The following is a 26,055-nucleotide window of genomic DNA, read 5'->3' on the forward strand; positions in this document are numbered from 1 at the left end:
AATAGTTGTAATTTTGCCATCGAAATTTTAAACATTAGAAAAATGGCAAGCGTTAGAAATTTAAAAAAAGACATCAATTACGTTTTAGGTGATATTATCGAAGCAGTTTACATTTGGGAGATGACGACCACTGGTAAACCAACAGAAGCTTCAGATGCCTTGGTAACGGAAGCGATCGCAACATTCGATAATTTGGTTACTAAAGTGAACCAGAAGAATGTTGAAAATAAAAAAGCGCATTTTAAGCAAATTAATAAAGAATTAGAAGAGGCTGCAAATCAGTTGGTTGATAAAGTTAACGCGCTGTAGTCTGAAAAATCAATAAAAAGTGCTCAAAAAATATTTGGAAGTTTCAAAAACAGCCTTATATTTGCAACCGAATTGAGACGCCGGTGTAGCTCAGCTGGCTAGAGCAGCTGATTTGTAATCAGCAGGTCGTGGGTTCGAGTCCCTCCATCGGCTCAATTTTTTGCCACTTTTTGTGGTTTTATTGAAAATAAAATACAGGACATTTTTAATTGACCTAGTATTTAAACTGATTTGAGACGCCGGTGTAGCTCAGCTGGCTAGAGCAGCTGATTTGTAATCAGCAGGTCGTGGGTTCGAGTCCCTCCATCGGCTCAATCATCTATCTTTAAGCCACTTGAAGAAAGTGGTTTTTTTATTTATAAAGGTTTAAGGGATTACCGTAAGGTAATCCCTTTTGTTTTTTAGGACGATACCGCCCGGAATCCTTCTATTAGACGTAGTGCTCGTGCTAAGTAGATAATTGAGCGTACGATTGCAAAAGTCTTATAACAGTCTCTGGATTACCTTTTTTAATAGTATATTTTTTGATAACTTCGATAGTATGTCAAAATTAAAACCGAATATAATATTGGTGAATTGTATTATGGTAGTTTTAATTAATTGTCCCTTCTTTAATTACAATGCCTCACAAATTTCCTCTGTTTACACCTTTTGAAAAACTTCAATAACTAGCGAATACAATTCGTGACGACCATTCAATGTCTGGTACTTCCCTTTATAAAAACGAATAGTAACTAACTCCCGGAATAACAATATCCGGAGATGTTCATGATTTATTTGGGATTTCTCCAGGTATTCCTTTTACGGATGTTAGATTTTTTAGATCCTTCGCTTTTAAAATGTGGGAAAAAAAGTAAGTGAAAATGCTATTGTACCCTATTCTCCCATCGGTTGGTAGCTAATGGCTAAAAAGATAAATAATTGAAGTTTTATTTTTCTAAATAAAAGCCATGATGACCGGATAATTCTATGCTAACGGGGATACTGTAATCCCAAAGGAGAAGAAGTAAATCTTAAGATGTATAATCAAATGAAAAAACAAAAATTTAAACTACAGTTTTTGATAATGGCGCTCATGTTACCATTGTTCACGAATATTAATGCACAATATAATGCAAGTTCGGATGATTCCTATGACAGTTATGTAAGTAGAAAAGGTTGGTCATGGACGATTGATGATGCTCAGAATCTTCCCGAAGGAGAAGGTTTTAGATGGTGGAATCATGGAGGTAACTGTTTTGCAGATTTATTTATGCAGTTAAGAGTCGTTAGAGGTAATTGCATATCGCTTGAAATACCTACTGAAACAGGGCATGCATTGTTCTCACTTTCTGCAAACGATCATCGATCATCTACTACGGATGAGAGCATTTTACCATTTCTGTTCTTAACAAAACGAGATGAACGATCTTGTATATTTTATGGGAAAAATCACTTTTTGAATCTTACAATTAATCCTAGGTCACCCCTAAATCCTTCCACGATTTCCAATGCAGATGGTTTTCGTTTTATCGATTCTAAAGGTGCCGATATTACCAATGAACCAGAATCGTACGGAAGGGAATTAATGCGAATTCAAAAAAATGGGAAGGTTGGAATTGGAACACCAGAACCAGCTACAGCACTTCATCTTAGGGGAGATTTTAGGGTTCAGAATTATATTAATGATAGAAATTATAGTAATACGGAAGATAATTTTAATGTTCATGTTGCAAGAGATGCGACCTTTTTAACAAGTTCCGGAGATGAGAGAGGTATGTTTGTAGAATCCAAAACAGGAAATAAAATAACTATTGGAGATGGCAATGATGATGTTATGATAAAATCCAGTAACATTATCTGTGATAACGGTACATTGACAGATGATATATATATGTCGGTTAACACGATGAGCCATGTTAAGGATGCTGCGTTAACAGTTGCCGGAACTACTTATATAGGTCCCAAAGCAGATTTAGCTGCTGCAGGAAAATTATCAAAATTCAATGAGAGCTATTTATCCAAGTATTGCCTTTGGGTCGAAAAAGGTATTGTTTCGGAAGATTTTGCATTTGCTGGTGTCGCTGTATGGCGCGATGATGTTTTTAATTCCGATTATGATTTGATGCCTTTGGAAGAAGTAAAAAAATTTATCAATCAAAACAACCATTTACCGGATATACCATCGGCAGAAAGCGTAAAAGAGAACGGCTATACAGCGCATCAAATGAATATGATTTTGTTGCAAAAAATAGAAGAACTTACGTTATACACTATTTCGTTAAGCGAAGAAATAAAAGAAATGAAAAAAGGATGTGTCAATTATAAACAATAAGTATATGAAAAAACATTTATTTTTTATAGTGCTACTACTTTTAAAATTAACATTGCTTTTTTCGCAGGGTAGAACCCGATCGACATGGCTGAATAGTCAGCTTCCGAATTATAATACAAATGAAAATCTTCAATATCCTTATTCTAATCAGGAATATTTTTCATATGGCACGATAGTGAATCCAATTCCGTCGTCGGATTCTTATATTCCTTTAATTGATTTTTATGGAGAGGGAAGAATTGTAGATAATAATGTCGTTTCAGGATTTAAAAATGCCTATAATATTAATCATCAATATCAATTGGTAAGTAAAGGGCCTGATAGGGGGAGAAAAATACCGAATAGAATACCGGTTTCTAGCTATAATGATGATTTGGGACTTTCCAACTATGTTCAGAATGACAGAGTAACGACTATTACTTTAATGGGAGCACCCATTCAGAAAAATACAGCTCAGGAAATGGCCAGGATGATTCGAAAAGACGGGTTGGGGAGAATTATTGTTTATGGTTTTAGCAAGATGAGTTTGGAAGTTGCAATATTAGAACTCGAATTAAAAAAAATAGGATTTCACGAAGTTTCCTATAACTATGTTCTGGAACCACCTTTCTCTGAAATTAATGGTTTTTCAGGTCGTCCAAGAGTATATAAAAGCAAAAAAAATAAAGTAACCGGAGAGAAGGTCTTTTATTCATTAAACCCGAAAACCAATCTGGGTAGTACTCAGAGGGATATGGTTACCCTTGATTATAGTAGTTTACTGGCTTTAAACGCCGATCTGTCCGGAGGTATTAAAGGGACAATTGATAAACCGGGAGGGAAAATTACGGTTGAAGTTTATGCCTATGACCCTTTTGAGTATGATGGAATTCAAAAAATATATCTAAAAGAGGGGGATTACAGAGCTAAATTAGTATATAAAGCCTATAGCGATATTACAAATAGTAATGATTATGTAGAAAAAATAACTACAGTTCCATACGGATTTGACAAAAATAGCGATGGAAGCTATCGGGTATTAGGAACAACCAATTCCAATAATGTAAAATTACTGGGAGGCAATTCCAGAAGTGGTTGGGAAATCAATCTGTGCGAAAATCCTCTTTTTAGAGGTGTGGTATGGTTGGCATGGAATATAGGCGCTATTTATGATTATGGCAAATTTAGAGATCAGACAGCTCCATGCCGGGATGTCATAACGAATTTGAAAACAGGAAGACAACCCATACTTATAAAGGTGACGATTAAAGATGCTACGTTATATGACATCAAGATACCAGGAGTAGCCGATAATATAGAGCAGGATTTTATTGATGGTACTGAAGAACTTCAGGAATATAAAATTATAAAAAAATTAAAAGTCACCGTTTTAGAGGCGCCTGAGGATTCCAGAGAGGGTACATTTTATAAGGAACAAATTGGGAACTATATAAAAGAGATGAATAAGTATTACACTGCTAAAACAGGAAATATAAAAAATGCAGCTATAACAGCAGAAATTGGTAACGCAAGAATTTTATTTCAAAAGGTTGATTTAATTATAAAAAAAGCAACTGCAGAAAGATATAATTATCAGGTACAGTCGCAGATGGATGCTTATGAAAATGAAGCCGGAGTGAATTCTAATGATGCAGAAACAATGCAGTTAATCTATATACATTCTTTAGTAAGATTTTATCCTCCTGCAGCACCAAGTGAACGAGTAATCCGAGGAGTGTCAAGTAATGGGGGTGCAACAATTTCGGATAACGATTACACCATTTTTTCGTATAGCAGAATGTTTAATGATGCTGTTGCTGTATATGGGAGTCCGGGAAGTACTCTAGCGCATGAATTTGGTCACTATTTTGATTTAGATCATCCATTTGATGGCGGATGTGCTCAAGCCGGTGGTGGCGACCTTGTTGCGGATACTCCACCCGCAGAAGGAGCACTTTGGTATTTAAGAGATCCCGGCGGTTTGAATGAAAGAGGTATAGATAATCCCTGCCAGAACCCTACTATGTGTAACGGAGTAAGAAGGCAAATTGAAAATATTATGGACTATGGACCTTGCAGATGGCTTTTTACAAAAGGACAAGTAGAACGAATGATACATAGAATCAATACAAAACCAAATTTATTCGTAATTGCACATGTTTACGATGGAAGTGTTGATCCTGATAAGATAGATATTCACGTAATCGATCAAAGAATAGATAAGCACCCTAGAAGAAAAAGAAGTATAGCAAACGATGAATTTTCTATCAGGATGTTATATCCTAATTCTCAAATTGGATACTATAATTTGGAAATTATTTCTGATATATCCGAAAAAGCAACAATCCGAATATCTGATATTTATGCCAATCAAGTGTATAAAAAACGAATTTCAGTAGAAAAGGGACAGAATTATTTTCCGATAAAGTCTCATTTTTTTCAAAAAAACGAATTATATCTATTAACCTATATTAGTGATGAGGGTAGGGCAGAGAAAATAAAGTTCTTACGATCTCAATAAATATAAAGTGCCTTATATACTAAAAATGTCGAAAGTGATAACCGTTCCAATTGGGTTGGGTATCTCCACCTGGCTATAACGATTAAAAAAGCGGCTTATCATTAAGCCGCTTTTTATGTTTTTATTTGGAAGTACCTGCTTCCTGTTGTTTGCGTTTGTTGATAAATTCCTGTAATAATTTTCCGTAATGTGAATGCGACACTTCCGGTGATAATGATTTCTGAATCGTATCCAGATATTTGATATTAGCATCGTAAATATCGGTTAACGCAATATAAGGAGCTACGTCGTATTTCGCATTGTTTACGGCAAAATTAACCGCACTCAGATAACGTCGGATTATCAATTTTTCATTGCGATCTTTAAGACTGTCCAGCATTTTGGCGTCACGCATCTTCTCCGCAAATAGCATCATACTCAATGCCTGATTTTCTTCGTCTGTATAACGCGATTTTATTTTTTTGTAATCTTCATACAGCTCGTTGTTTTTAGAGCCGGTAACCTTAGTTTTTGCGTAAAATTCTTTTAAGGTTGTTTTGATCGTCATATTTCCAGGTTCTGCAAAAAACATCAGACTGTTGTCAAGCGACTTTGAAGTACCACGGTCTAAAAACAGATAGTACATTTCCGGATGATCAATTTTTAAAGTGCTTTCGAAATTAGAATTCCCTTTAATCGTAAAACTGTCGATCGTAACAAAAGAAGTGTCAACTATTTTCTTTAGATATAGTTTCCCTTGTTTGAGTCCGTCTACCGTTCCTGTAAGATGAAGGCTGTTGCCCGTTTCGGCTTCTTTTTTACAGGCTGTGGCGAGTAAAGCGACAGTACATAAGGTTATCAGTGTTTTTTTCATTGTAAAAGCGATTTTTAAAGAGTGCAAAGTAAAGAAAAAAATAATGAGTTACTAGGGATGTGATACAAATAGTGTTTTTCACTTCGGAGTATAAAAAAACCTGTTGCTTAAGAACAGGTTTTTTTGATTCAGACCGGATATGGTTCTGTTTTGGATTATCCTTTTAACCAGGCTTCTTTTAGCTTGGCTTTCGAAGTATCCGTAAAGTGTAATCCTTCTACATCTTCCATGCTTAAGGTTACTTTTCCTTTTAAAGTTTGCTCTTTGTCTTTACGTTTGATCTGCATGGTGATCGGGTCGTTTTCTTTCCAATCCATGCTCGACATGATCATTTCGTAGATGTTGTCAAGGTTATACGCAGTTCCGTTGATCGAAAGGATGGTGTCGCCATTTTTCAAACCTATCTTTTTCATAAAAGCATTGAGTTCGATCTCCGGAAGTACTACAATCTCTTTGGTCGCCGGATTTATCGTGATATATGGCATTTCACCTTTTAAAAACGGATTGGATGGCTTTTTAACGGTTCCTTCTTTTACACCAACTTTGGCGAAATAGACGTCGTATGGAATTGGTGTGTCACCAGCTACATATTTAGTCAGGAATTCGCCTACTTCAGGGTAGGTTAAGGCCGTAATTTTAGCAAATAATTCGTCGTCGTTAAACGGTCGGCTATTTCCGTATTCTTTGGATAAGGCTTGCATCAGACTTAAAATACCACGCTGACCATTGCTGCTTTCACGCATCTGAATGTCAATACACATGGCGATCAAAGCTCCTTTTTGGTATACGTTATAATACGAATCTTTATATTGTTTGTCCAAAATGTTTTTACTCATTTTTGTAAATGGCATTTTGTCGTCGAAACGTTTTGAAGTTGCTATTTTTTCAGACATTCTGCCGTAAAAATCATCTTCGGAAATTAAACCCTGGTTTACCTGGAACAGGTTAGCGAAATATTCCGTTACACCTTCATACATCCATAAGTGCTCGGACATTTTAGGCGTATTGTAATCGAAATACTGAATTTCGTTTGAGTGGATACTCAATGGCGTTACAATATGGAAAAACTCATGGGAAACCACGTCTTTTAATTGTTCCACCAACTGCGCTTTTGGCATCATTTCCGGCATAACCACGGTTGTGGAAGTCGTGTGCTCCAAAGCTCCGAATCCTTTAGCGTCCGGTTTTTTTATATCCGAAAGATATAATAACACACTGTATTTTTTAGTGGTGTTAAACGGACCTAAGAATTTTTTCTGTGCACGCATCATCGTTTCCATTTCCGGAGTGATGTCTTTTGCGGTATACGTTCCGTTTGGCGAATATACGCTGATCAGGATTTCCATTCCGTCAACCGTAAAAGTGGTGTAATCGGGTTTGGAATACATAATTGGATTGTCTACCAGTTCGGCATAACGGGAAGTAGTAAAAGTGTCCGATTCGTTACTCGGATCGGTATCGGTTAACGAAGTAGCACCCCATAAAGTTGCCGGATGGGATACGGTTACCGTATATGGAATTTCACCTTTTCCCTGGAAATAACCCACAAATCCATGCGTATTCAGCATAAAGTTTTCGTTTGCGGCAATATTGGTTCCGGCCGGCGAAAAAATATCGTGCGTACTTTCTACATCATAGGTGTCGTTTACCCAATAGGTTACTTTGCTTAAGGTTTTGGCATTGGAAATCTGCCAGGAATTCGCATCGGATTTATTTACCGGAAGGAGATTCCCTTTGGTATCATAGGCTTTAAAGTCGTCGATAAATTTACCGTAATCGTCCTCAGAATAGGTTCCCGGAATAATTTTAGGGATATGGAAGGTTGCGGTTTCAGTAGTAAACGATGGTGTCATAATGGTAACCATTACTTTGTCGTCCGTTACATTTTTTAAATCAATAGCAACTTTTACATCGTTTACTGCAACTGCCTGTGGTTGTTGTGCTGTTTTACAGCTCATTACCATCGCAGCCATTGCTAATGTATAGATAAGTCTTTTCATTGTAATATTTTTAGTTGTATATAGGTGTTTAAAATTGCTTTTTTGTTACAATTTATGCTTTTTTAAGAAAAGATTTATCGCCTGAGCCAGCTCCGGTGTATTGCGGATTTCGGGCTTACTATAGGAAGCCCGGTTTTCAGCATCGTCCCCGGTTATGGTTTTTAAGACGTGATTCATATTCGGAATTATTGTCAGCGAAGCATCCGGTTTTGCCTTTTTTAATCGTTCGGCTTCCGATTCGGCTACCTGTAAATCTTTGGTTCCGTTAAGAAGTAGTACCGGAATTTTTAATTTCTGGATTTCCTGTTGCGGCTTGTATTGCATCCACGACGTCATATAGGGTTGAACGCTTTCCCGAAAAATGGAACTCAGCAACGGACTTTTTACGCTCACCGTTTCGCCTTTTTTAATTTTTTCTAAACTACTTATTAGTTCTTCTTTTACACCGGGAGCTTGTTTGGTGATCTGATCAATTAATATTTCGTCTATTGGTCTTCCCGGTCCGGCAATCGATATAAATCCGTCGACCTTGGTTTGTTGCGCTGCGATCATACCGATTTGAGAACCTTCACTATGACCGGCAAATACGATTTTACTATAGTTCCCGGTTTTTTTAAAATGATCAAAAACTGTTGCGGCATCGGTAATCATATCCTCAAAACGCATGTCTTTTTCGTTAACGGTTCCGGAAATGATTTGTGCAATCACCCGTTTGTCGTAGGTAAAAACAGCCCGATGTTCTGTTGCCAGATCTTCAGCCAGGTATTTTAGTGAATTGTTTTGCATACCAATCTGATTACCGTTCCGATTGGTTGGTCCGGAACCGGCAATTAGGATGATCAATGTTGGTTTTTTGATTTCAGGAACCGGTGTATACAGATCGCCTTTTAGTAAAGAATTGATCTGTATTTCGGTTATTTTAAACGGTGTTTCCTGTGCGATCGAAGGTATGGAAATACAAAGGAAAAGCGATAGTGCTATTTTTTTGATCATGGTTGTTAAGACTGTCTGAGTATAAAAAAGGCCTGTTTTAACAGGCCTCAGTAGATTTAATCGAATTTATTTTTAAAGTAGTATTTACTGTCCAGGTCATCATCTTCCAGATCGTTATAGCGTTGTGGCTTTGGTTTTGGCTTATTGGCAGTAACCTTTTTTTTCCAAAGTTCAAAATTGTCTTTTGATAACTTTTTGCGAACCATTTCGGTAACTTCGCTTTCTGAAATTCCAAATTCTTCTTTTATTACTTCAAAAGGTCTTTTTTCCTCCTGAGCCATAGTGACAATTCTATCAATTGTTTCCTTGTCAAATTCTAAAACTTTGCTTTTTTTCATCAGATGAAAAATTAATCAAATAAATGTTTTTAATGGTTTATTTACACACTCAATATTACTAAAAAAATGAATTGAGCAATAAGGATGGTGTTATTTTTTTTGATTTTTCAAAAATCAGACCAAAATGTTTTTTGCTTTTGAAAAATGAGCAAAAAAATAGTGTTTCAGCAGTATTTATCTAGCGGATACCTCAATTTTTTTACAGTTTTAAATCAATGTAAAGCGAACTTTTTAGTTGTTGTCCGGCTTAAAAAGTGGATGATTCCTATAATAATATGAAAATAATTGACTTATTGAGATTGTTTTAAAATGGTTGTGACAGATCTGGGACGAAATGTAGTTTTTTGTCAGGTCAAAAGGAATATAAAAAAGGAATATAAAAAAGGGGATCAAAAACGGCCTTATCGATAAGGCCGTTTTTCAAAATGTATTTTTTGGTTCACGATTCTTTACTAAATAGGGATTTATAGACAATACCGGCAATCAGTGCGCCAATAATCGGAGCCACGATAAACAGCCATAATTGACTTAACACTTCGCCACCTACAAAAACCGCCTGACTTATACTCCGGGCTGGATTAACAGAGGTGTTTGTAACCGGAATACTGATCAAATGAATCAGGGTTAAAGCCAATCCGATGGCCAATCCGGCAAAACCTTTTGGCGCTCTGTCGTCTGTAGCGCCGAGAATCACAATAAGGAAGATAAAGGTCATTACAACTTCAGTGAGAAAAGCAGCATTCATACTGTATTTGCCCGGCGAAAGTTCTCCATAACCATTCGAAGCAAATCCGCCGATATCACTACCGTTACCTGTTGCGATTACGTACAATATACCCGCAGCGGCTATACCGCCCAAAACCTGAGCCACAATATAAGGGATGAGCTCTTTGGCATCGAAACGACCGCCAACCCACAATCCGATAGAAACCGCCGGGTTAAGATGTGCGCCGGAAATATGCCCAAGCGAATAAGCAATTGTCAGTACGGTAAGTCCGAAAGCCAAAGCGACTCCAACAAAACCAATTCCTGCGTCGGGAAAGTTACAGGCCAGCACTGCGCTACCACAACCTCCTAAAACCAACCAAAATGTTCCAATGAATTCTGCGATAAGTTTTTTCATAAAATAAAGGGATTAGTTAAACAATTGTAATACATGTATTTTTAGGGAAAACGAGAGGCTTGATCAAAATATTTGGAGCATACAAATGTAGTGCGGTCGAACAGTAAAGTATACTGTTGCCACAGACAAACCGGTAAAAAGGCGGAAAAGGAAATTAGGGATTGTAGAACCGAAATCGAAATAAAAACTTTATTCGTGTGGAAATCCGGGATAGTAAAAGAGGGGCTTTGCGTATATAATGTACTACTTCTGTAGAGACCGGCAACCGATGTGCTGCAAGGCGAAAGCGGTAAAAGGGATTGCCAGGTTAAACTCATTTTCAGGTAGTTAAATGATTATATCCGTATCACGAATATAATCATTTTTACCAGAAAATTCTATATTAATTCTTTTTTTTGAACGAAATGTTCATAATGATAATCGCGAGAATGATGAGTAAAATTCCTATCCATTGTGTTAGGACTACGGTTTCGTTAAGAATCACAAAAGCCATCATAACCGAAACGGGTAATTCCAATGAGGATACGATACTGCCTAATCCGATTCCGGTATGTGGAAATCCGGCATTCATCAACATCGGTGGAATGATGGTCCCGAATAGGGATAGTACAATTCCCCATTTCAAGAAAATTCCAAAGTTATACGGGGTCGTTTGTGTAAAAATCCCGAATCCGAATACAATCACGGCACCACCTAATAGCATATATAGGCTTCGTTGTGCCGGCGATATTCCGGTGGCAACACTGTTGGCAGTAAACATGGTTGTCGTGAAGGAAGCGGCTGCAAGCATTCCCCACATTAATCCGCGCCAGTCCAGCTGAATTTCATTTTTAAAGATGTTGGTGGCCAGTGCGGTACCGCCTAAAACAATGATCACCGATATTACTTTTTGTAATGACGGTAGCTTTTTGTCGATAAACATTTCCAGTAGAACACCCATCCATACCGTTTGCATCAACAAAACGATACCAATCGATACGGGAATGTATTTTACGGCTAGATAATAGAAAACACTGGTCATTCCCAATGATGTTCCGGCCAGCATTAACTGAGCGATATTCTTTTTGGTGGCTTTTACGACAGTACCTTTATTTTTGGATTTCTGAAAAGCATTGATGATTAAGATTCCGATGATGCCCAAAATAAATTGAGACGACGTAACCTCGGCAGTGGTATAGTTTTCCTGATAGGCTAGTTTTACAAATGTTGCCAGCATTCCATAGCTGGTAGCACCTAATCCTACTAAAAAAACTCCCTTTAAAACTTTGTTTCCTGACATTATTATTTGATTTTAAAACAGCCTGCAAAGATAAGCTATCCCGTTTAGTTAGAATAATCAATCGGAAAAAAAATGATATTTTGGTAAAATAGGTGCTGATTTTGAATGAAATAGATAAAAAAAGGATTGACACTGCGATCAATCCTTTTGATATATCGTTGTTGATCAGTGATTATTCCGACCAGTATACTAGAGTTACTTCAATAACACCGTTGGCATTTACAAGGCTATCCGATAAGGTTACTGTAGTTGCTGATGCACCGCTAAAATAACCGTTATAAGCGCGGAATGTGTATGTGCCCGGAGCTAAGTTGCTATAACAGTCACCGTAATTTTCAGGATAGAAATATACATTTGCATCGTTATAGGCATAATAACCGTGTAAATCGTTGTAGGTAATAGGATTTCCAAGGTGATCTACCAGTTTCATACAAACGTTGTAGGTTTTGATAGCAGTAGCCACCGAATTGATTTCGTTGATAAGGCTTGTAGTTGTAGTGTACTGTTGATCCAATACGCTTTTTACATTTGGAATCAGGTTTAAAGCGGTAGCGTTATCATTTGCAGCTAACGCATCGTTGATTTGGAATGTTAATCCGATAAGGATATCGTTTAGGTTTACCAATTCGGCAGTGATAGCGTTAATGCTGGCTGTCGAAAAAGCATTTTGAGATGCTGTACGCGCTAGGCTGGCAAAATAATCTACATCGTCAGAATTGTTTTGGATGGAATTTACCTGAACAAACATGGCATCGTAAAATTGTTGTGCATTTGGTGCATTTAATAATACGATTTGTTTTGCCAATTGTACTGCTGCTGTTTTAGCAGCTGGTGTATCCTGTTGGATGTTTTCGGCTGATTGGATTGCGTAGTCTAAATTTTGTTGTGCAGTTTGTGCGAAAACAGAACTGCCTACCAATGCTACAAACAAGGTCATAGCATAAAAAGTAATTTTCTTCATAGAAATAGATTTAAGGTTTTATATGCCAAATGTATTAAAATGTATTAAAATTATTACGTATTGAGTGTTATTATTGTATTAATAAAATATTGTTTAGACATTTTGTGTGTTTTTTGGTTTTAATGGTGTTTGTTTTGTGAACTTAATAGTGTGGGATTGAGTATCGAGATTACTAGTGCGAAAAATCACTTTTTTGCTGTAATAATGGCAGGAATGAACTTATATTTTTGATTGTTATCCATTTACCGGTTTTTTCGAGTAGAAATTATTTGTATATTTGTAAGAGCTAATACTTTTACAATGTTAAAGTTTATACATAAGAGCGGAAAAGCTTCGGTTACTTCTAATCCCGAAATTGGAAGCGGACTGGTTCGTATTGCGCATAAAATAAGTGCCGTTAGCGGAGAGAGTCAGTTGGTAAAAATCGGAGGGCGCTATTTTAGAGTAAGGGAATTGGGATAACGGGATGAATATTGCCTTTACAACAGTATTACTGTTTATCATCCTTGCTCCGGGGTTTTTGGCCCGAATTGCGTATAATTCTTCTAAATTAAGTGTTGCAGATTCCAATAGAAATCTGGTTAACGAATTGACTTGGTCAATCATTCCGGCACTCACATTACACATCATCTTTGTCGCGATCATACAAAATGCCTCTCGGTATTCTGTCGATTTTGTGCAATTGGGAAATTTGGTTTTGGGAACTTCTCAAAAAGCAGATGCCAGTTTTGCTCAATTAAACGATTATAAATATGCGATATTTTTTTATAATCTTATTCTTTTTAAAACCTCTTTTGTAGCCGGCTATCTGTTGCGGAAAATGGTTCGCTTTTTTAAATTAGATCGCAAGTTTCGCTATTTCCGTTTTTCGAATAAATGGCATTATATCTTTTCCGGAGAATGTTTGGATTTTCCCGATGTTCCGGATGAATACGAAGAAATCACCAATAAAATTATCAATGTACTTTGTAAAGTAAATGGACGTACGGTATTGTACACCGGTGAATATTTTAATTATTATGTAGATGGTAAAGGCGATTTGGAAGCTGTACATTTAAAGTATCCGATTCGGAGGTATCTGGAAAATGATAAGGCTGAGGACGAAGACTATTATGTGATTTCCAGTCGTTATCTAATGATTCCAAATTCAGATATCATTAATATCAACTTTAAGTATATCAATTTTGAGGAAGTTGATGAGGCGGAATTATCGGAGGAAGAAAAGGACAATGCGATACAATTGTCGGAATAATTCTAATATAAAAAAAAGCAACAGGTTGCCCTGCTGCTTTTCCTAAATAGTCGAATATAATAATTGGAGTTATTTGATTAACTCGAAATTACGTTTTACAAAGGCGGTTAGCTCTTCTCCTTTTAAAAGATTCTGAGATAACTTAGCCAAATCCAAAGCCTGTTTTACAAGACCTTCCTGTGCCTGTTTGTCGGCTGTATTTAAAATGGTAGTAGCCAGATCGGAATTTGTATTGATGATCAGGTTATACATTTCCGGGAAATTACCCATACCAAACATACCGCCACCACCGGACTGACTCATTTCTTTCATTCGGCGCATAAACTCCGGTTGTGTGATCATAAATGGAGCCGCTTTGCTGTCCATTGCTTCCAACTGAACCGTATAGGATGTTTTTGGTACGATTTCTTCCAACACCGTTTTAAGGTTGTTTTGCTCGTCTTCGGATAGTTTTGAAATCGGGTTATCTTCTTTTTTAATCAGATTGTCAATATGATCCGAATCCACTCGGGTGAACGTCAGTTTTTCATTGTCGGCTTCCAGTTTTTGAATCAGGTGCGAAACAATCGGGCTGTCCAGTAATAATACTTCGTAGCCTTTTTCTTTTGCCGATTCGATATAGCTGTGCTGTACATCTTTATTTGAAGCGTATAAAACAACCAGTTTGTCGTCTTTGTCCGTTTGTTTGTCTTTCAGGGCTTCTTTTAATTCGTCCAGCGTATAGTATTTTCCATCTACAGAAGGATATAATACGAAAGCACCTGCTTTTTCATAGAATTTCGGCTCGGATAGCATTCCGTATTCCAAAACGATTTTGATATCGTTCCATTTCTGTTCGAAATCCTCACGGTTTTCAGTAAACAACGATTTTAATTTATCGGCTACCTTACGGGTAATATAGTTTGAAATTTTCTTTACGTTTCCATCCGCCTGTAAGTATGAACGCGATACGTTTAACGGAATATCCGGAGAGTCGATAACGCCTTTTAACATCGTTAAAAATTCCGGAACGATTCCTTCTACGTTATCTGTAACAAAAACCTGGTTTTGATACAACTGGATTTTGTCTTTTTGAATTTGTAAATCGGCCGACATTTTCGGGAAATACAAGATACCGGTCAGGTTAAATGGATAATCAACATTTAAATGGATGTTGAATAGCGGTTCTTCGAATTGCATCGGATACAATTCGCGGTAGAAGTTTTTATAATCGGCATCGTTAAGATCGCTCGGCTGTTTGGTCCAGGCCGGATTTGGGTTGTTGATGATGTTGTCTACGGTGATGGTTTCTTCCGTCGCATCGTCACCTTCGCCGGTGGTTACTTTTTCAGTACGTGTTCCGAATTTAATCGGAACCGGCATAAATTTATTGTATTTGATCAGTAACTCACGGATTTTTCCTTCCTCCAGAAATTCCAGCGAATCCTCAGCAATATGGAGGATAATTTCCGTTCCTCTGTCGGTTTTATCAGATGCTACTAATGTGAATTCCGGGCTTCCGTCGCAAGTCCAGTGTGCAGCCGGTTCGTCTTTGTGGGATTTGGTGATGATTTCCACCTTTTCGGCAACCATAAAGGCCGAGTAAAAACCAAGTCCGAAATGCCCGATGATTCCGGAATCTTTAGCCGAATCTTTGTATTTTTCCAAAAATTCTTCCGCTCCTGAAAAGGCAACCTGATTGATGTATTTTTCAACCTCTTCGGCTGTCATACCCAATCCCTGGTCGATAATGTGTATTTTTTTAGCGTCTTTGTTGATCTTTACCTCTATAATCGGATTTCCATATTCTACTTTAGACTCGCCAATACTGGTAAGGTGTTTTAATTTTAGTGTGGCATCCGTCGCGTTCGATACAAGTTCACGAAGGAAAATTTCGTGGTCACTGTATAAAAACTTCTTGATTAAAGGAAAGATGTTTTCTACCGATACATTGATTTTTCCTGTAGTCATATAATAGCTGTATTTTTTTTGTTAAACTTTTCCTGATTTATACAAATTAAGTACCAAACCGAAAAAAAGTGACAAAATGACCGAAATGCATCTTTTAATGGAAAAATTCTTACTCAAAATTTAACAAATTTAGGCTGTAGGTAGTATATTTGTGTTAGTTATTTTAAAGCGCTCTATATGAAAAAATTAATTTTCTTAAGTGTACTTACCATGATGCTGTTTTCATGTAAGTCAACGTCGGTAACCAACACGAAGTTAGACCGAACTTCACAGGTTGCAATTAAAGGTAACTGGGTTTTAAGCTCTGTTAGTTACCCGGGTTCAGAATACATTAAGGTGAATTCGTTTCAGATCGCCGATTCAAAGTGCTTTGAAGGAAGCAGCTGGAAATTTATTTCAAACAACAACAAAGGGAATATGGCCCTGGAAAAAGCCAATTGTCCGGCTTTCGCTTCTGCTTTTACCTGGTTTGTAAATAAAGAAGGTGAGTTTGTTTTAAAACTTCTGGATGCGGGTGAAAAAGCCAAAAAAGTAAAAGAAGGCTATGTGTTGAAATTAGCCAATCAGTCGGAAACATCGTTCCAGTTGATCGATAAAATCAACGTAGGTGGTAAACTGACAGACGTTGTATACCAGTTTGAAAAATTGAACTAATAAAAAGTAAAATTAAGAATATGAAAAAGATAACAATTTATACAATAGCAGCGGTATTCATGATCGGATCCGTTTTTACAAGCTGTGATTCGGTTAAAAACGCAAATAATACTCAAAAAGGTGCCGGTATCGGTGCTGTAGCCGGTGCGGTTTTGGGTGGTGTACTTGGAAACAATATCGGTAAAGGTGGAAATGGTGCTTTAGGTGCGGTTCTCGGTGGTGTTGTTGGTGGTGTTGCCGGTGGTGTTATCGGAAACAAAATGGACAAACAGGCCCGTGAAATCGAACAGGCGGTACCCGGTGCCGAAGTTGAAAGAGTTGGAGAAGGTATTAAATTGGTATTGGGCGAAAATGCCGTTCGTTTTGATACGAACAAATCGACACTGACAGCTTCTGCCAAAGCGAATCTAGATAAATTGGTTCCGGTTTTCCAAAGCTATGCCGATACGGATATCGTGATTTACGGTTATACTGATAATACCGGTAAAGTGGAATACAACCAGTCGTTGTCTGAGCAAAGAGCGGCTTCCGTAAAAAGTTATTTGGCCGGAAAAGGCTTGTCTTCTAATCGTTTTAAAGTATCCGGAATGGGTATTGCCGATCCGATTGCAACAAACGATACTCCGGAAGGACGTAGCAAAAACCGTCGTGTTGAGTTTGCTATCACAGCAAATGAGAAAATGGTTCAGGATGCTAAAAAACAAGGCGGAAATTAATATTCCGAATTATATAAAACATAAAAGACTGTCGAAACGACAGTCTTTTTTATTTTGTGCTGGAATTAAAGGCTTTTGATAAAATATTCTGCGGCATGTAATGTCAGTTCCGGAGCTTCTTTATGTGGCGTATGACCAATGTCCGGAATAAGATAGTGTTCCGATCGCCCGGAAACCTGACGGATCGTTTTAAAAACCTGTTCGAGTGTACCGTATTCATCGGCTTCTCCCTGAATAAACAATAGCGGACAACTTATTTTGGATACTAATTTTTCGATGTTCCAACTCCTAAAATCGTCACGGGTCCAGGTTAATGTCCAGGCTTTAAACAACGTGTCCACCTTATCCCCGTGGTATTTCTGTAAACGAACTGCTAAGTCTGTAGTGGTATAAGCTTCCATCGCTTCACGGATTCCTTTTAGGGTAACTTCTTCTACAAAAATATGAGCCGCTTCACAAATCACGGCTTTGATACGTTTTGGATAGTTACTGGCGGTAATCAGTGCAATCGAACCACCATCGCTATGTCCGAATAAAATAGCTTGATCAATTTCTAAATGAGCGAGTAATTCGTTTAAAACAGTGGCTTCTTCTTCCAGATAAGCAACCGGTCTTTCGTATGTGGGTATCGGAGCCGATTTGCCATATCCGGGCCTGTCGTAAACCAATAGGTTGCATTGCGAGGCTTCGGCCAGTTTTTTAGGGAAATCGCGCCAGAGTTGCACGCATCCTAACGAATCGTGTAAAAAGACCAATGTCGGTTTGTCTGGATACTTCTTTTGAAAATAAATATAAAGTGTTTTTCCGTTTATAGAAAGTTGTGTTTCGATCGTATTCTGATACATAAAAAGTAAGCTGAAAATTGAATAATCTAGAATTTCCCTTCCATATCCTGAAAAGCCCATTGCGCCATCGCTTCAATCACCGGTAATAAACCAACACCCGCATTGCTCAGTCTGTAGGTGACAAAAGGGGGGACAACCGGTTTGGCCTCGCGGATTACCAGATTGTCGGCTTCCAGTTGTTTTAAATGCTGGATGAGCATTTTTTCGGTAATGGCTGGAATAGCCCTCTTCAATTCACTATAACGTTTGTCGCCTTTGGAAAGATGATACAGAATAATCGGTTTCCAATAACCGCCTATTCGTTCCATAACATAACTCACCGGGCATTGTTCCAAGGCATATCGTTTGTTTTCCTGTATGGTTGAAGTTTCTTTAATCGCTGTCATGATACATACTTTAGGGTAAGTACTTGTGTAAAAGTAAGTACAAATATACCTTTGTCCTGTCAAATTAAAAAACAATTCACATGAAAATAACAATCTCAGGTTCTTTAGGGAACATCGGAAAACCGTTAACCACAAAATTAGTAGCCGCGGGACATCACGTAACGGTTATCAGTAGCACAGCCGACAGACAACAAGCAATTGCCGATTTAGGCGCTGTAGCGGCCATCGGGTCGGTAAGTGATGCCAATTTCTTAAAAAAAGTATTTACCGGCGCAGATGCCGTTTTTGTCATGACACCACCCAATATGGGCGGAGCCAATATCATTGCCAATACAACCGAAGCCGGTAAAGCTTTTGCAGCTGCGATTACCGCATCGGGCGTAAAACGCGTAGTGATGTTGAGTAGTATTGGTGGGGATTTGCCAACCGGAAACGGACCAATCGCGGGATTACATAACATCGAGAAAATCTACAACGAATTGGAATCGGTTTCCGTAACCTTTTTGCGTGCCGGTTTGTTCTTTACCAATTTTTACAACGATGTGCCATTGATCAAAGGAATGGGAATTATGGGCGCGAATTATCCGGGTGCTATTCGTGTGCCGTTTGTATATCCGGGTGATATCGCAACCGCTGCTGCCGAGGAATTGCAAAAAAACAGTACCGGTAAAAATGTCCGCTATATTGTGAGTGATGTCCGTACGCCAAATGAAGCAGCTCAGGTGCTGGGTACTGCGATTGGAAATCCGGAATTGCCTTGGGTTGAATTTACAGACGAACAGGCTTTACAGGGAATGCAACAAGCCGGACTTCCGGAAGAGGTGGCGCAATTGTATGCCGAAATGGGTTCTGGTTTCCGAAATGGAACGATTCCGGCCGATTTCGAACACAATGGTTCGCCGGTAGACGGGCAAACGAAACTGGAAGATTTTGCGAAGATTTTTGCTGCCGGTTTCTAAGAATAACGAAATCGGAATGAACAGACCTGACAAGTTTTTAAAACGGGTCAGGTCTTGTTTTTACAATTCTGTTGTTCAATTTTTATGAAAGATATTTAACAAATATTTTGTTTATTTTTTGGATTATCGCATCAATCGCTTTGTAACTTTACAAAACCTTAAATATAATTTGATTATGGCGGTGACAAAAAGAACCAACGGAAAAAAAGAATCCGTTACAGAAGATACGATTATTACCAATTATATGAACCAGGTTCTCGAAAAACACCAGGAACCGGTGAGTGTGTTTCTATTTTGCAAAGAAAATAAAATTGACGAAACCACATTTTACAGTTTTTTTACTTCATTGGATGGAATCCGGGAAACGATCTGGATCAAGCTGTTCGAGAATGCGGTGACAAGTCTTAAAAACGATGAGGCTTTTGCAACCTATTCCAACCGGAATAAATTACTGGCGTTGTACTTTACTTTTTTTGAAATCCTGACGTTAAACAGAAGTTATGTCTACTTTGTACTAAAGGAAAACGAAAAGGGTTTACATAATCTGAAACAACTGCGTAAACTCCGCAATCGATTTAAAAAGTTCCTTAAGGAAGAAATACAGGCTCAGTTTGCCGATAAACATGAAAAAATCGATAAGGTGGCCAAACCGATATTGACGGAAGCCGCCTGGGTACAATTTCTATTTATCCTGAAGTTTTGGATAGACGATACATCGGTTGGTTTCGAAAAAACGGATATCATGATCGAAAAAGCAGTAAAAGCTGCATTCGATGTATTGGATACAACACCCTTGGAAAGCCTTTTTGATCTCGGCAAGTTTGTCTGGAAAGAAAGATTTAACTAGATCCTTCCTAAAAATCGTTTGACCCTATGAAAACACTCAATAAAATCCCGACAAACAAAATGGAACGGGCAGGAGCCCTCGTCAAAACTGGTTTGAAAGTGGGCGGAAATTATCTGGCTTATTATGGCGAAAAAATGGTAAATCCGACACTGTCTAAAGACAAACTCAACGAAAATAATGCAGAGGATATTTACGACGGATTGAAAAATCTGAAGGGAAGTGCGTTAAAAGTAGCGCAAATGCTCAGCATGGAAAAAAACATCATGCCGAAAGCGTATGTGGAAAAGTTTTCACTGGCACAATTTTCCGTTCCGCCATTATCGGCGCCGTTGGTTCGCAAAACCTTTAAAAAATATCAGGGCGAATATCCGGAAACCTTATACGATACTTTTACGCCCGATTCGGTAAATGCGGCAAGCATCGGTCAGGTGCATAAGGCGACCAAAAACGGAAAAAAACTGGCTGTGAAAATCCAGTATCCCGGAGTTGCCGACAGTATTAGTTCGGATTTGGCTATTGTCAAACCATTTGCCATTAAAATGTTTAACCTGCAAGGAAAGGACTCGGATAAATATTTTAAGGAAGTAGAACAAAAATTGCTCGAAGAAACCGATTACAAATTGGAATTAAAACAGGGAATGGCCATTGCCAAAGCCTGTGCTGCTATAGAAAACCTGAAATTTCCGGGTTATTATCCGGAATGGTCGTCCGAAAAAATCATCACGATGGATTGGATGGATGGACAACATTTATCGGAGTTCGCTGCGAGTAATACCGATCCGCAAAAAGGTGATCGTATCGGACAGGCCTTATGGGATTTTTATATGTTTCAGATGCATACGTTAAAACAGGTGCATGCCGATCCGCATCCCGGGAATTTTCTGGTGGATACCGAAGCGAATCTGATTGCTATCGATTTCGGTTGTATCAAACAGGTACCGGAAGATTTTTATATTCCGTATTTTGAATTGGCCCGACCGGAAGTGATCAACCACCCGGTATTGTTCCGTGAAAAATTATTCGAGCTTGAAATCCTCCGACCAGACGATACGCCAGACGAAATTGCGTATTTCTCGGAATTGTTTCACCAGTTGCTAAGTCTGTTTACGCAGCCTTTCCACGGAGATTATTTCGATTTTTCAAATGCAGATTTTTTTGAGAATATCGCCAAAATGGGGGAAGCTTTTTCGAAAGATACCCAATTACGGAAAATGAACGGTAACCGCGGATCGAAACACTTCCTGTATATCAACCGTACTTTTTTTGGACTGTATAACCTGTTGCACGACCTTAAAGCACGGATTGATACCCGAAATTTTGAAAAATATCAAATCTCCTAAAAGGATTACCGCTGTCTTCCTGTTGTTGGATAAGGAAACTTTGTAATTTTGTGCCTCTAAAAAATAAGAATGCTACACGTAAAAAATATTTCGTTCGGTTATAACGAAAAAACGATAATTAAGAATATCGATTTTACCATTGAAAAGGGACAGCATATTGCGGTTATTGGTGAAAGCGGATGTGGAAAGAGTACCCTTTTAAAACTGATTTACGGTTTATATGATCTGGATGAAGGTCAGATTTTCTGGGGCGAAACCCAGGTACTCGGACCCAAATACAATCTGGTAGCCGGTATGCCGTTTATCAAATACCTCGCTCAGGATTTTGATCTGATGCCGTATGTAACGGTGGCCGAAAATGTCGGGAAGTTTTTATCAAATTTCTACCCGGAGGAAAAGAAACAGCGCATTCAGGAGTTGTTGGAAATTGTGGAAATGACAGAATATGCTAATGTAAAGGCAAAATACCTGAGTGGTGGTCAGCAGCAACGTATCGCGCTGGCAAGGGTATTGGCGTTGGAACCGGAAGTGATGTTGCTGGATGAGCCGTTTAGTCACATTGATAATTTTAGAAAAAATGCACTGCGACGCAATTTGTTTGCCTATTTGAAAGCCAAAAAAATTACCTGTATCGTGGCAACACATGATAGTACGGATGCTTTGTCTTTTGCCGATGAAACCTTTGTGTTATTCGACGGTAAAATTGTAGACCGCGGGCCTTCGACGATCATTTATAATAATCCGGTAAATAAATATACCGCTTCGCTTTTTGGCGAGGTTAACGAACTGAAGTTGTCGGATATCGTAGAAGTCGAAGGAGAAGATGAGGTGGTATTGTTGTATCCGCATCAATTGCGGGTTGTGGAAAGCGGAAAAATGAAAGTACTGGCCAAGCAATCGTATTATAAAGGAAGTCACTATCTGATTAAAGGTATTTTTGACCGAAAAGTGATCTTTTTTGAACACGATGCAGCACTGGAAAACAATGAGGAAGTAACCTTAATGATCAGCTAAATAATATACGATGCCAAGAGAAGATAGCTTAATGCGGCAAATTAGCGAACTCGGATTTGCTTTAAAACGATTGATGGAACGAATGAAAGGCGGAGGATCCGGTAGCGGACTTACGTTGGATTCGGATCCGGTCGATAAAGCGTTGACAGAAGAAATAGGTTTTGGATTGGATGCGTTGCTAAACGTGGAACCGGAAAATATCATTTCGTTCTTGTTGGAAAATCCGGGATTTTCGGCGGACAATCTGGAACTTTTTGCCGATTATCTAACGCAAGTTGGTCAGGGAAAAGACTATCAGGAAAATCTATACCGGAAAGCGGTTACTATCTATGACTATGTTAATAAAGCTACCGCTACCTTTTCGATGGAACGACAAAATAAAATACAAGCGATTCGATCGAAGTTGAAATAAAAACTCCATTTGTTGGAGTTTTTTTATAGCATAAAGTAACGGGGCATCGTTTTTATGAGATGTTGTAAAATTATCCTGTTTTTAAATTTTTGTTATAAAAATATTTTTTTTCGTATCTTAGATATAGTCAGGAATTTAAAATGAAGGAGTGATGCAAGAGTTGAAATTTAAAATATAGCCGGGAACAATTCGGAAAGTCAATCGTATGCTTATTGCTAATAATCATGTTTGTTTGGAAAATGCCGCAAACTATAAAAGTGTGATTACCGTCAAAACCATTATAAATGGGATTGTCAAGATTAGAGAGATCAGTAGAGCAGAAATTAAAGCATATGGGAAATCGCTAAAGGAATATGCAGCGAAAAATAAAAGCATTTCAGCACAAAAGAAAAATCCCTCCTTGTTACAGGAGGGATTTTAGGATTAATTTTTAAGATATTTTTCAAGGAATTGATCCTGTTCCCATAGCAAATGGAAAATATTTTCTTTGGCTACATAGCCGTGTGATTCTTTCGGTAGGATAACCATTCTCGCTGGTGCGCCCAAACCTTTTAAAGCCTGGAAGTAACGTTCTGTTTGTAGGGTAAACGTTCCCGGGTTGTTATCGGCTTCGCCATGCACCAATAAAAGAGGTATTTTCATTTTCTCGGCATTCATAAACGGTGACATCTCGTTATAAATGTTTGGCACTTCCCAATAGTTACGTTGTTCACTTTGGAAACCAAAAGGCGTTAGTGTTCGGTTGTAAGCACCACTACGTGCGATACCACAAGCAAACAAGTTGGAATGCGTTAATAAATTTGCTGTCATAAAAGCACCATACGAATGGCCACCAACGGCAACTTTTTTACGGTTGATATAGCCTAATTTATCTACTGCATCGATTGCAGCTTCGGCATTGGCTACCAATTGCGGTATAAAAGTATCATTCGGTTCGGTTTTTCCTTCTCCAACAATCGGGAAAGCAGCGTCATCCAAAACGGCATAACCACGGGTTACCCAATAGATAAACGATCCGTAGTACGGGAAGGTAAACTCATTTGGATTCGACGAACTTTGTCCGGCGCTGTTTTTGTCTTTGTATTCGGTTGGATAGGCCCAGATCAGTAACGGTAGTTTGTCTTTTTTAGCCGTACGGTCGTAACCGGCCGGTAAGTATAGCGTACCCGATAGTTCCACACCGTCTTTACGTTTGTATTTGATCACTTCTTTATAGACGTTTTTAATACTCTCAAACGGGTTGGCAAAATCGGTAACCTGTGTTAACTGATTTTTCTTTTTGATGTTACGGAAGTAGTAATTCGGGAACTCACTTTTGGACTGAATTAGCACCAAAACATCACCTTTTTTGAAATCCTCAATAGAGAAAATACTCTCCATTTTATCGGTATAAGCCGATTGATACAGACGTTTTGTCTTTAAGGTTTTGATGTTGAATTCATCGATAAAAGGAAATTGTCCGTTTTTGGTATAACCCGCACCAATTAAAAAGGCATTGTCATTTTCCAGTGCTAATACACGTTTTCCGTAAACATTTTTAACGGTTTCAAAATTCCCCGGATCGGAATAAATATCCTGTTCGTTTCGATCCCAGATTACTTTTGGTGCTTCCGATGGATTCGATGGGTTGATCAGATAGGTTTTGGTATTACGTGTGTCATACCAACTGTCAGATACAATGGCGATTTTGTCGTTACCCCAAATGATATCGCTAAAACGTTGTTGTGTTTTTACTAATGGCGTCGGATTGGCCGTAAAAGGCGCCGACCATAAATACAACTGATCGCGGAATTCCACTTTGTTTTCCGGATTTCCTTCATCCAATGCTTCGGCAAAGAAAAGTGTCGCCGGAGCATCGTTTCTCCAGTTCATACTTCTTTTTCCTTTGCGCACGGCCATAAAACCTTTTGGCATGATCTCTGTTAACGGAACTTCATTTACCACTTTAACTTCTTTTCCGTTTAGATCATAAACGGTTGTTTTTTGTGGAAAACGGTTTAGCGGTACGATATACGAAAACGGTTTTTGAAGGACAGTTACCAATAGGTAATTTCCGTCCGGTGAAAATGTTTCTCCGGCATACATATCGGCTGCTTTAAAAAGACTGCTTTTACCATCCAATCCGATACGGTATAATTCCGAAGTGGTTATGTTTTCGAAGTTGGCTTCATCGGTTCTGTTTTTTAACAAATCCTGATACGTTCTGTTTTGGGAAACTTTTCCTTCGCTGGTCGATACAATTGGACCATTTGGTAAGTCTTTTTTTGCATCGATTAAAGCCGGTCTGTTTTTCGGTAACATTTTTACCAAAAGACTTTGCCCGTCGCGGAACCAATTAACAGGATTCCCAAGATTCGCATTCAAATTGGCATCGGTTAGTTTTGTGGCTTTAGCCGTTGCAATATCCAAAATCCATAATTCCACTCCGGTGGCAGTGGTATGGGTAAAAGTCATTTTTTTCTCATCCGGCGACCAGGAAAGGTTGCTGATCTTCGGATTTTGCGGTAAACCTTGTACCTGTATTATGTTTTTATCCTTAATACGGCGCACTTTTATATTGTTCATATAGGTAACCGTACTCGAAATATTGGTTACCGGATTGATTCGTAAACCACCCAGACGTAATTCTTCCTGGTTGAGGTCGTCCAAACTTTTGTAGGTGTTGCGATACGTGAGTAGCATCCATTCTTTTTTGGTATCCATGATAACGGATGGCGCTCTTTCAAAATCGGCCAACTGTAAGATACTGGCTGGCGGTTTCTGGTAGGTGGTGTTTTCCTGTGCGAATAGTGGGGTGATTCCCAATAGCACAAATAAAACCGATTTGTACATTAATTTCATATTCGTGTTACGATTAATAGTGATTTATAACTTACGAAGATTTCGTATAAAGGATAGGTCTCCGATAGCCGACTCTTGTTACAAAAGTGAGGTAAGTTTTATGAAAAAAGAAGGTTGTTGGTGCTAACGGTCTGAGATTGTGTGAAAAATAAAAGGATAAGGCAATATG

The 26,055-nt window shown here is 38.3% G+C and carries 24 protein-coding genes and 2 tRNA genes; 15 read left to right on the forward strand and 11 right to left on the reverse strand.

Annotated features, from left to right (window positions below; translation table 11 throughout):
* The first annotated feature begins 42 nt into the window (after window positions 1-42).
* From ABFU83_RS01540 to ABFU83_RS01560, 5 genes are all read left to right on the forward strand, one after another.
* The gene (locus tag ABFU83_RS01540; protein ID WP_300486244.1) at window positions 43-309 is read left to right on the forward strand and encodes a hypothetical protein; all 267 of its coding nucleotides are present in this window, start codon (window positions 43-45) and stop codon (window positions 307-309) included.
* A gap of 79 nt (window positions 310-388) precedes the next feature.
* A tRNA-Thr gene (locus ABFU83_RS01545) sits at window positions 389-462 on the forward strand.
* An 85-nt stretch (window positions 463-547) separates the two neighbouring features.
* A tRNA-Thr gene (locus ABFU83_RS01550) sits at window positions 548-621 on the forward strand.
* A 718-nt stretch (window positions 622-1,339) separates the two neighbouring features.
* Window positions 1,340-2,623, forward strand: a complete 1,284-nt coding sequence (locus ABFU83_RS01555) for a hypothetical protein (RefSeq protein ID WP_347068372.1) — start codon at window positions 1,340-1,342, stop codon at window positions 2,621-2,623.
* Between the two features lie 4 nt (window positions 2,624-2,627).
* Window positions 2,628-5,123, forward strand: coding sequence for a M43 family zinc metalloprotease (locus tag ABFU83_RS01560; protein ID WP_347068374.1), 2,496 nt, complete (start codon window positions 2,628-2,630; stop codon window positions 5,121-5,123).
* 121 nt (window positions 5,124-5,244) lie between these two features.
* Here the strand turns inward: ABFU83_RS01560 and ABFU83_RS01565 are convergent, their stop codons facing one another.
* The 7 genes from ABFU83_RS01565 to ABFU83_RS01595 form a co-directional block, all read right to left on the reverse strand.
* Window positions 5,245-5,976, reverse strand: a complete 732-nt coding sequence (locus ABFU83_RS01565; protein WP_347068375.1) for a DUF4369 domain-containing protein — start codon at window positions 5,974-5,976, stop codon at window positions 5,245-5,247.
* 155 nt (window positions 5,977-6,131) lie between these two features.
* The gene (locus tag ABFU83_RS01570) at window positions 6,132-7,976 is read right to left on the reverse strand and encodes a peptidase M61 (protein WP_347068377.1); all 1,845 of its coding nucleotides are present in this window, start codon (window positions 7,974-7,976) and stop codon (window positions 6,132-6,134) included.
* A gap of 45 nt (window positions 7,977-8,021) precedes the next feature.
* Window positions 8,022-8,969: an alpha/beta hydrolase gene (locus ABFU83_RS01575; RefSeq protein ID WP_347068379.1), complete on the reverse strand. Its 948-nt coding sequence runs from the start codon at window positions 8,967-8,969 to the stop codon at window positions 8,022-8,024.
* 56 nt (window positions 8,970-9,025) lie between these two features.
* Window positions 9,026-9,307, reverse strand: a complete 282-nt coding sequence (locus ABFU83_RS01580) for a TIGR03643 family protein (RefSeq protein WP_300486143.1) — start codon at window positions 9,305-9,307, stop codon at window positions 9,026-9,028.
* Between the two features lie 439 nt (window positions 9,308-9,746).
* A complete protein-coding gene (gene aqpZ, locus ABFU83_RS01585) occupies window positions 9,747-10,430 on the reverse strand; it encodes an aquaporin Z (protein ID WP_347068381.1) in 684 nt (227 codons plus the stop codon).
* A 382-nt stretch (window positions 10,431-10,812) separates the two neighbouring features.
* Complete coding sequence (locus tag ABFU83_RS01590; RefSeq protein WP_347068382.1) at window positions 10,813-11,709, reverse strand: DMT family transporter; 897 nt, start codon at window positions 11,707-11,709, stop codon at window positions 10,813-10,815.
* A gap of 172 nt (window positions 11,710-11,881) precedes the next feature.
* Window positions 11,882-12,670: a hypothetical protein gene (locus tag ABFU83_RS01595; RefSeq protein ID WP_347068384.1), complete on the reverse strand. Its 789-nt coding sequence runs from the start codon at window positions 12,668-12,670 to the stop codon at window positions 11,882-11,884.
* A 300-nt stretch (window positions 12,671-12,970) separates the two neighbouring features.
* Here ABFU83_RS01595 and ABFU83_RS01600 point away from each other — a divergent pair, with 300 nt between their 5' ends.
* Complete coding sequence (locus ABFU83_RS01600) at window positions 12,971-13,132, forward strand: hypothetical protein (RefSeq protein ID WP_168732783.1); 162 nt, start codon at window positions 12,971-12,973, stop codon at window positions 13,130-13,132.
* A 4-nt stretch (window positions 13,133-13,136) separates the two neighbouring features.
* On the forward strand, window positions 13,137-13,922 hold the full coding sequence (locus ABFU83_RS01605) for a hypothetical protein (RefSeq protein WP_347068386.1): 786 nt from the start codon (window positions 13,137-13,139) through the stop codon (window positions 13,920-13,922).
* 69 nt (window positions 13,923-13,991) lie between these two features.
* On the opposite strand, the gene htpG is transcribed toward ABFU83_RS01605, so the two are convergent.
* Complete coding sequence (gene htpG / locus ABFU83_RS01610) at window positions 13,992-15,872, reverse strand: molecular chaperone HtpG (protein WP_347068387.1); 1,881 nt, start codon at window positions 15,870-15,872, stop codon at window positions 13,992-13,994.
* A 177-nt stretch (window positions 15,873-16,049) separates the two neighbouring features.
* Here htpG and ABFU83_RS01615 point away from each other — a divergent pair, with 177 nt between their 5' ends.
* Together ABFU83_RS01615 and ABFU83_RS01620 are read left to right on the forward strand one after the other, a co-directional pair.
* The gene (locus ABFU83_RS01615) at window positions 16,050-16,526 is read left to right on the forward strand and encodes a lipocalin family protein (RefSeq protein WP_136403154.1); all 477 of its coding nucleotides are present in this window, start codon (window positions 16,050-16,052) and stop codon (window positions 16,524-16,526) included.
* 20 nt (window positions 16,527-16,546) lie between these two features.
* Window positions 16,547-17,242: an OmpA family protein gene (locus tag ABFU83_RS01620; protein ID WP_136403155.1), complete on the forward strand. Its 696-nt coding sequence runs from the start codon at window positions 16,547-16,549 to the stop codon at window positions 17,240-17,242.
* 65 nt (window positions 17,243-17,307) lie between these two features.
* Here ABFU83_RS01620 and ABFU83_RS01625 read toward each other — a convergent pair whose 3' ends face one another.
* On the reverse strand, window positions 17,308-18,087 hold the full coding sequence (locus tag ABFU83_RS01625; RefSeq protein WP_347068390.1) for an alpha/beta hydrolase: 780 nt from the start codon (window positions 18,085-18,087) through the stop codon (window positions 17,308-17,310).
* Between the two features lie 26 nt (window positions 18,088-18,113).
* The gene (locus ABFU83_RS01630; protein WP_347068392.1) at window positions 18,114-18,473 is read right to left on the reverse strand and encodes a helix-turn-helix domain-containing protein; all 360 of its coding nucleotides are present in this window, start codon (window positions 18,471-18,473) and stop codon (window positions 18,114-18,116) included.
* 80 nt (window positions 18,474-18,553) lie between these two features.
* On the opposite strand from ABFU83_RS01630, the gene ABFU83_RS01635 reads away from it, so the two are divergent.
* The 6 genes from ABFU83_RS01635 to ABFU83_RS01660 all read left to right on the forward strand — a co-directional run bounded on the left by ABFU83_RS01635 (window position 18,554) and on the right by ABFU83_RS01660 (window position 23,466).
* Window positions 18,554-19,432, forward strand: coding sequence for an NAD(P)H-binding protein (locus ABFU83_RS01635; protein WP_347068394.1), 879 nt, complete (start codon window positions 18,554-18,556; stop codon window positions 19,430-19,432).
* A gap of 175 nt (window positions 19,433-19,607) precedes the next feature.
* Window positions 19,608-20,279: a TetR family transcriptional regulator C-terminal domain-containing protein gene (locus ABFU83_RS01640; RefSeq protein ID WP_347068396.1), complete on the forward strand. Its 672-nt coding sequence runs from the start codon at window positions 19,608-19,610 to the stop codon at window positions 20,277-20,279.
* 26 nt (window positions 20,280-20,305) lie between these two features.
* The gene (locus ABFU83_RS01645; protein ID WP_347068398.1) at window positions 20,306-21,619 is read left to right on the forward strand and encodes an AarF/UbiB family protein; all 1,314 of its coding nucleotides are present in this window, start codon (window positions 20,306-20,308) and stop codon (window positions 21,617-21,619) included.
* A 69-nt stretch (window positions 21,620-21,688) separates the two neighbouring features.
* On the forward strand, window positions 21,689-22,633 hold the full coding sequence (locus tag ABFU83_RS01650; protein ID WP_347068400.1) for an ABC transporter ATP-binding protein: 945 nt from the start codon (window positions 21,689-21,691) through the stop codon (window positions 22,631-22,633).
* A gap of 10 nt (window positions 22,634-22,643) precedes the next feature.
* On the forward strand, window positions 22,644-23,045 hold the full coding sequence (locus ABFU83_RS01655; protein WP_347068401.1) for a hypothetical protein: 402 nt from the start codon (window positions 22,644-22,646) through the stop codon (window positions 23,043-23,045).
* A gap of 205 nt (window positions 23,046-23,250) precedes the next feature.
* On the forward strand, window positions 23,251-23,466 hold the full coding sequence (locus ABFU83_RS01660) for a hypothetical protein (RefSeq protein WP_347068402.1): 216 nt from the start codon (window positions 23,251-23,253) through the stop codon (window positions 23,464-23,466).
* A 2-nt stretch (window positions 23,467-23,468) separates the two neighbouring features.
* On the opposite strand, the gene ABFU83_RS01665 is transcribed toward ABFU83_RS01660, so the two are convergent.
* Window positions 23,469-25,886: a prolyl oligopeptidase family serine peptidase gene (locus ABFU83_RS01665; protein WP_347068404.1), complete on the reverse strand. Its 2,418-nt coding sequence runs from the start codon at window positions 25,884-25,886 to the stop codon at window positions 23,469-23,471.
* Window positions 25,887-26,055: the final 169 nt, after the last annotated feature.

It is taken from the genome of Flavobacterium sp. WV_118_3, from assembly GCF_039778605.1.
GTDB lineage: Bacteria > Bacteroidota > Bacteroidia > Flavobacteriales > Flavobacteriaceae > Flavobacterium.

Excerpts from the sequence above, each read along its gene's own strand:
- ABFU83_RS01540 (WP_300486244.1), top strand. The coding sequence starts at position 43 with ATGGCAAGCGTTAGAAATTTAAAAAAAGACATCAATTACGTTTTAGGT.
- ABFU83_RS01555 (WP_347068372.1), top strand. The coding sequence starts at position 1,340 with ATGAAAAAACAAAAATTTAAACTACAGTTTTTGATAATGGCGCTCATG.
- ABFU83_RS01560 (WP_347068374.1), top strand. The coding sequence starts at position 2,628 with ATGAAAAAACATTTATTTTTTATAGTGCTACTACTTTTAAAATTAACA.
- ABFU83_RS01565 (WP_347068375.1), bottom strand. The coding sequence starts at position 5,976 with ATGAAAAAAACACTGATAACCTTATGTACTGTCGCTTTACTCGCCACA.
- ABFU83_RS01570 (WP_347068377.1), bottom strand. The coding sequence starts at position 7,976 with ATGAAAAGACTTATCTATACATTAGCAATGGCTGCGATGGTAATGAGC.
- ABFU83_RS01575 (WP_347068379.1), bottom strand. The coding sequence starts at position 8,969 with ATGATCAAAAAAATAGCACTATCGCTTTTCCTTTGTATTTCCATACCT.
- ABFU83_RS01580 (WP_300486143.1), bottom strand. The coding sequence starts at position 9,307 with ATGAAAAAAAGCAAAGTTTTAGAATTTGACAAGGAAACAATTGATAGA.
- aqpZ (WP_347068381.1), bottom strand. The coding sequence starts at position 10,430 with ATGAAAAAACTTATCGCAGAATTCATTGGAACATTTTGGTTGGTTTTA.
- ABFU83_RS01590 (WP_347068382.1), bottom strand. The coding sequence starts at position 11,709 with ATGTCAGGAAACAAAGTTTTAAAGGGAGTTTTTTTAGTAGGATTAGGT.
- ABFU83_RS01595 (WP_347068384.1), bottom strand. The coding sequence starts at position 12,670 with ATGAAGAAAATTACTTTTTATGCTATGACCTTGTTTGTAGCATTGGTA.
- ABFU83_RS01600 (WP_168732783.1), top strand. The coding sequence starts at position 12,971 with ATGTTAAAGTTTATACATAAGAGCGGAAAAGCTTCGGTTACTTCTAAT.
- ABFU83_RS01605 (WP_347068386.1), top strand. The coding sequence starts at position 13,137 with ATGAATATTGCCTTTACAACAGTATTACTGTTTATCATCCTTGCTCCG.
- htpG (WP_347068387.1), bottom strand. The coding sequence starts at position 15,872 with ATGACTACAGGAAAAATCAATGTATCGGTAGAAAACATCTTTCCTTTA.
- ABFU83_RS01615 (WP_136403154.1), top strand. The coding sequence starts at position 16,050 with ATGAAAAAATTAATTTTCTTAAGTGTACTTACCATGATGCTGTTTTCA.
- ABFU83_RS01620 (WP_136403155.1), top strand. The coding sequence starts at position 16,547 with ATGAAAAAGATAACAATTTATACAATAGCAGCGGTATTCATGATCGGA.
- ABFU83_RS01625 (WP_347068390.1), bottom strand. The coding sequence starts at position 18,087 with ATGTATCAGAATACGATCGAAACACAACTTTCTATAAACGGAAAAACA.
- ABFU83_RS01630 (WP_347068392.1), bottom strand. The coding sequence starts at position 18,473 with ATGACAGCGATTAAAGAAACTTCAACCATACAGGAAAACAAACGATAT.
- ABFU83_RS01635 (WP_347068394.1), top strand. The coding sequence starts at position 18,554 with ATGAAAATAACAATCTCAGGTTCTTTAGGGAACATCGGAAAACCGTTA.
- ABFU83_RS01640 (WP_347068396.1), top strand. The coding sequence starts at position 19,608 with ATGGCGGTGACAAAAAGAACCAACGGAAAAAAAGAATCCGTTACAGAA.
- ABFU83_RS01645 (WP_347068398.1), top strand. The coding sequence starts at position 20,306 with ATGAAAACACTCAATAAAATCCCGACAAACAAAATGGAACGGGCAGGA.
- ABFU83_RS01650 (WP_347068400.1), top strand. The coding sequence starts at position 21,689 with ATGCTACACGTAAAAAATATTTCGTTCGGTTATAACGAAAAAACGATA.
- ABFU83_RS01655 (WP_347068401.1), top strand. The coding sequence starts at position 22,644 with ATGCCAAGAGAAGATAGCTTAATGCGGCAAATTAGCGAACTCGGATTT.
- ABFU83_RS01660 (WP_347068402.1), top strand. The coding sequence starts at position 23,251 with ATGCTTATTGCTAATAATCATGTTTGTTTGGAAAATGCCGCAAACTAT.
- ABFU83_RS01665 (WP_347068404.1), bottom strand. The coding sequence starts at position 25,886 with ATGAAATTAATGTACAAATCGGTTTTATTTGTGCTATTGGGAATCACC.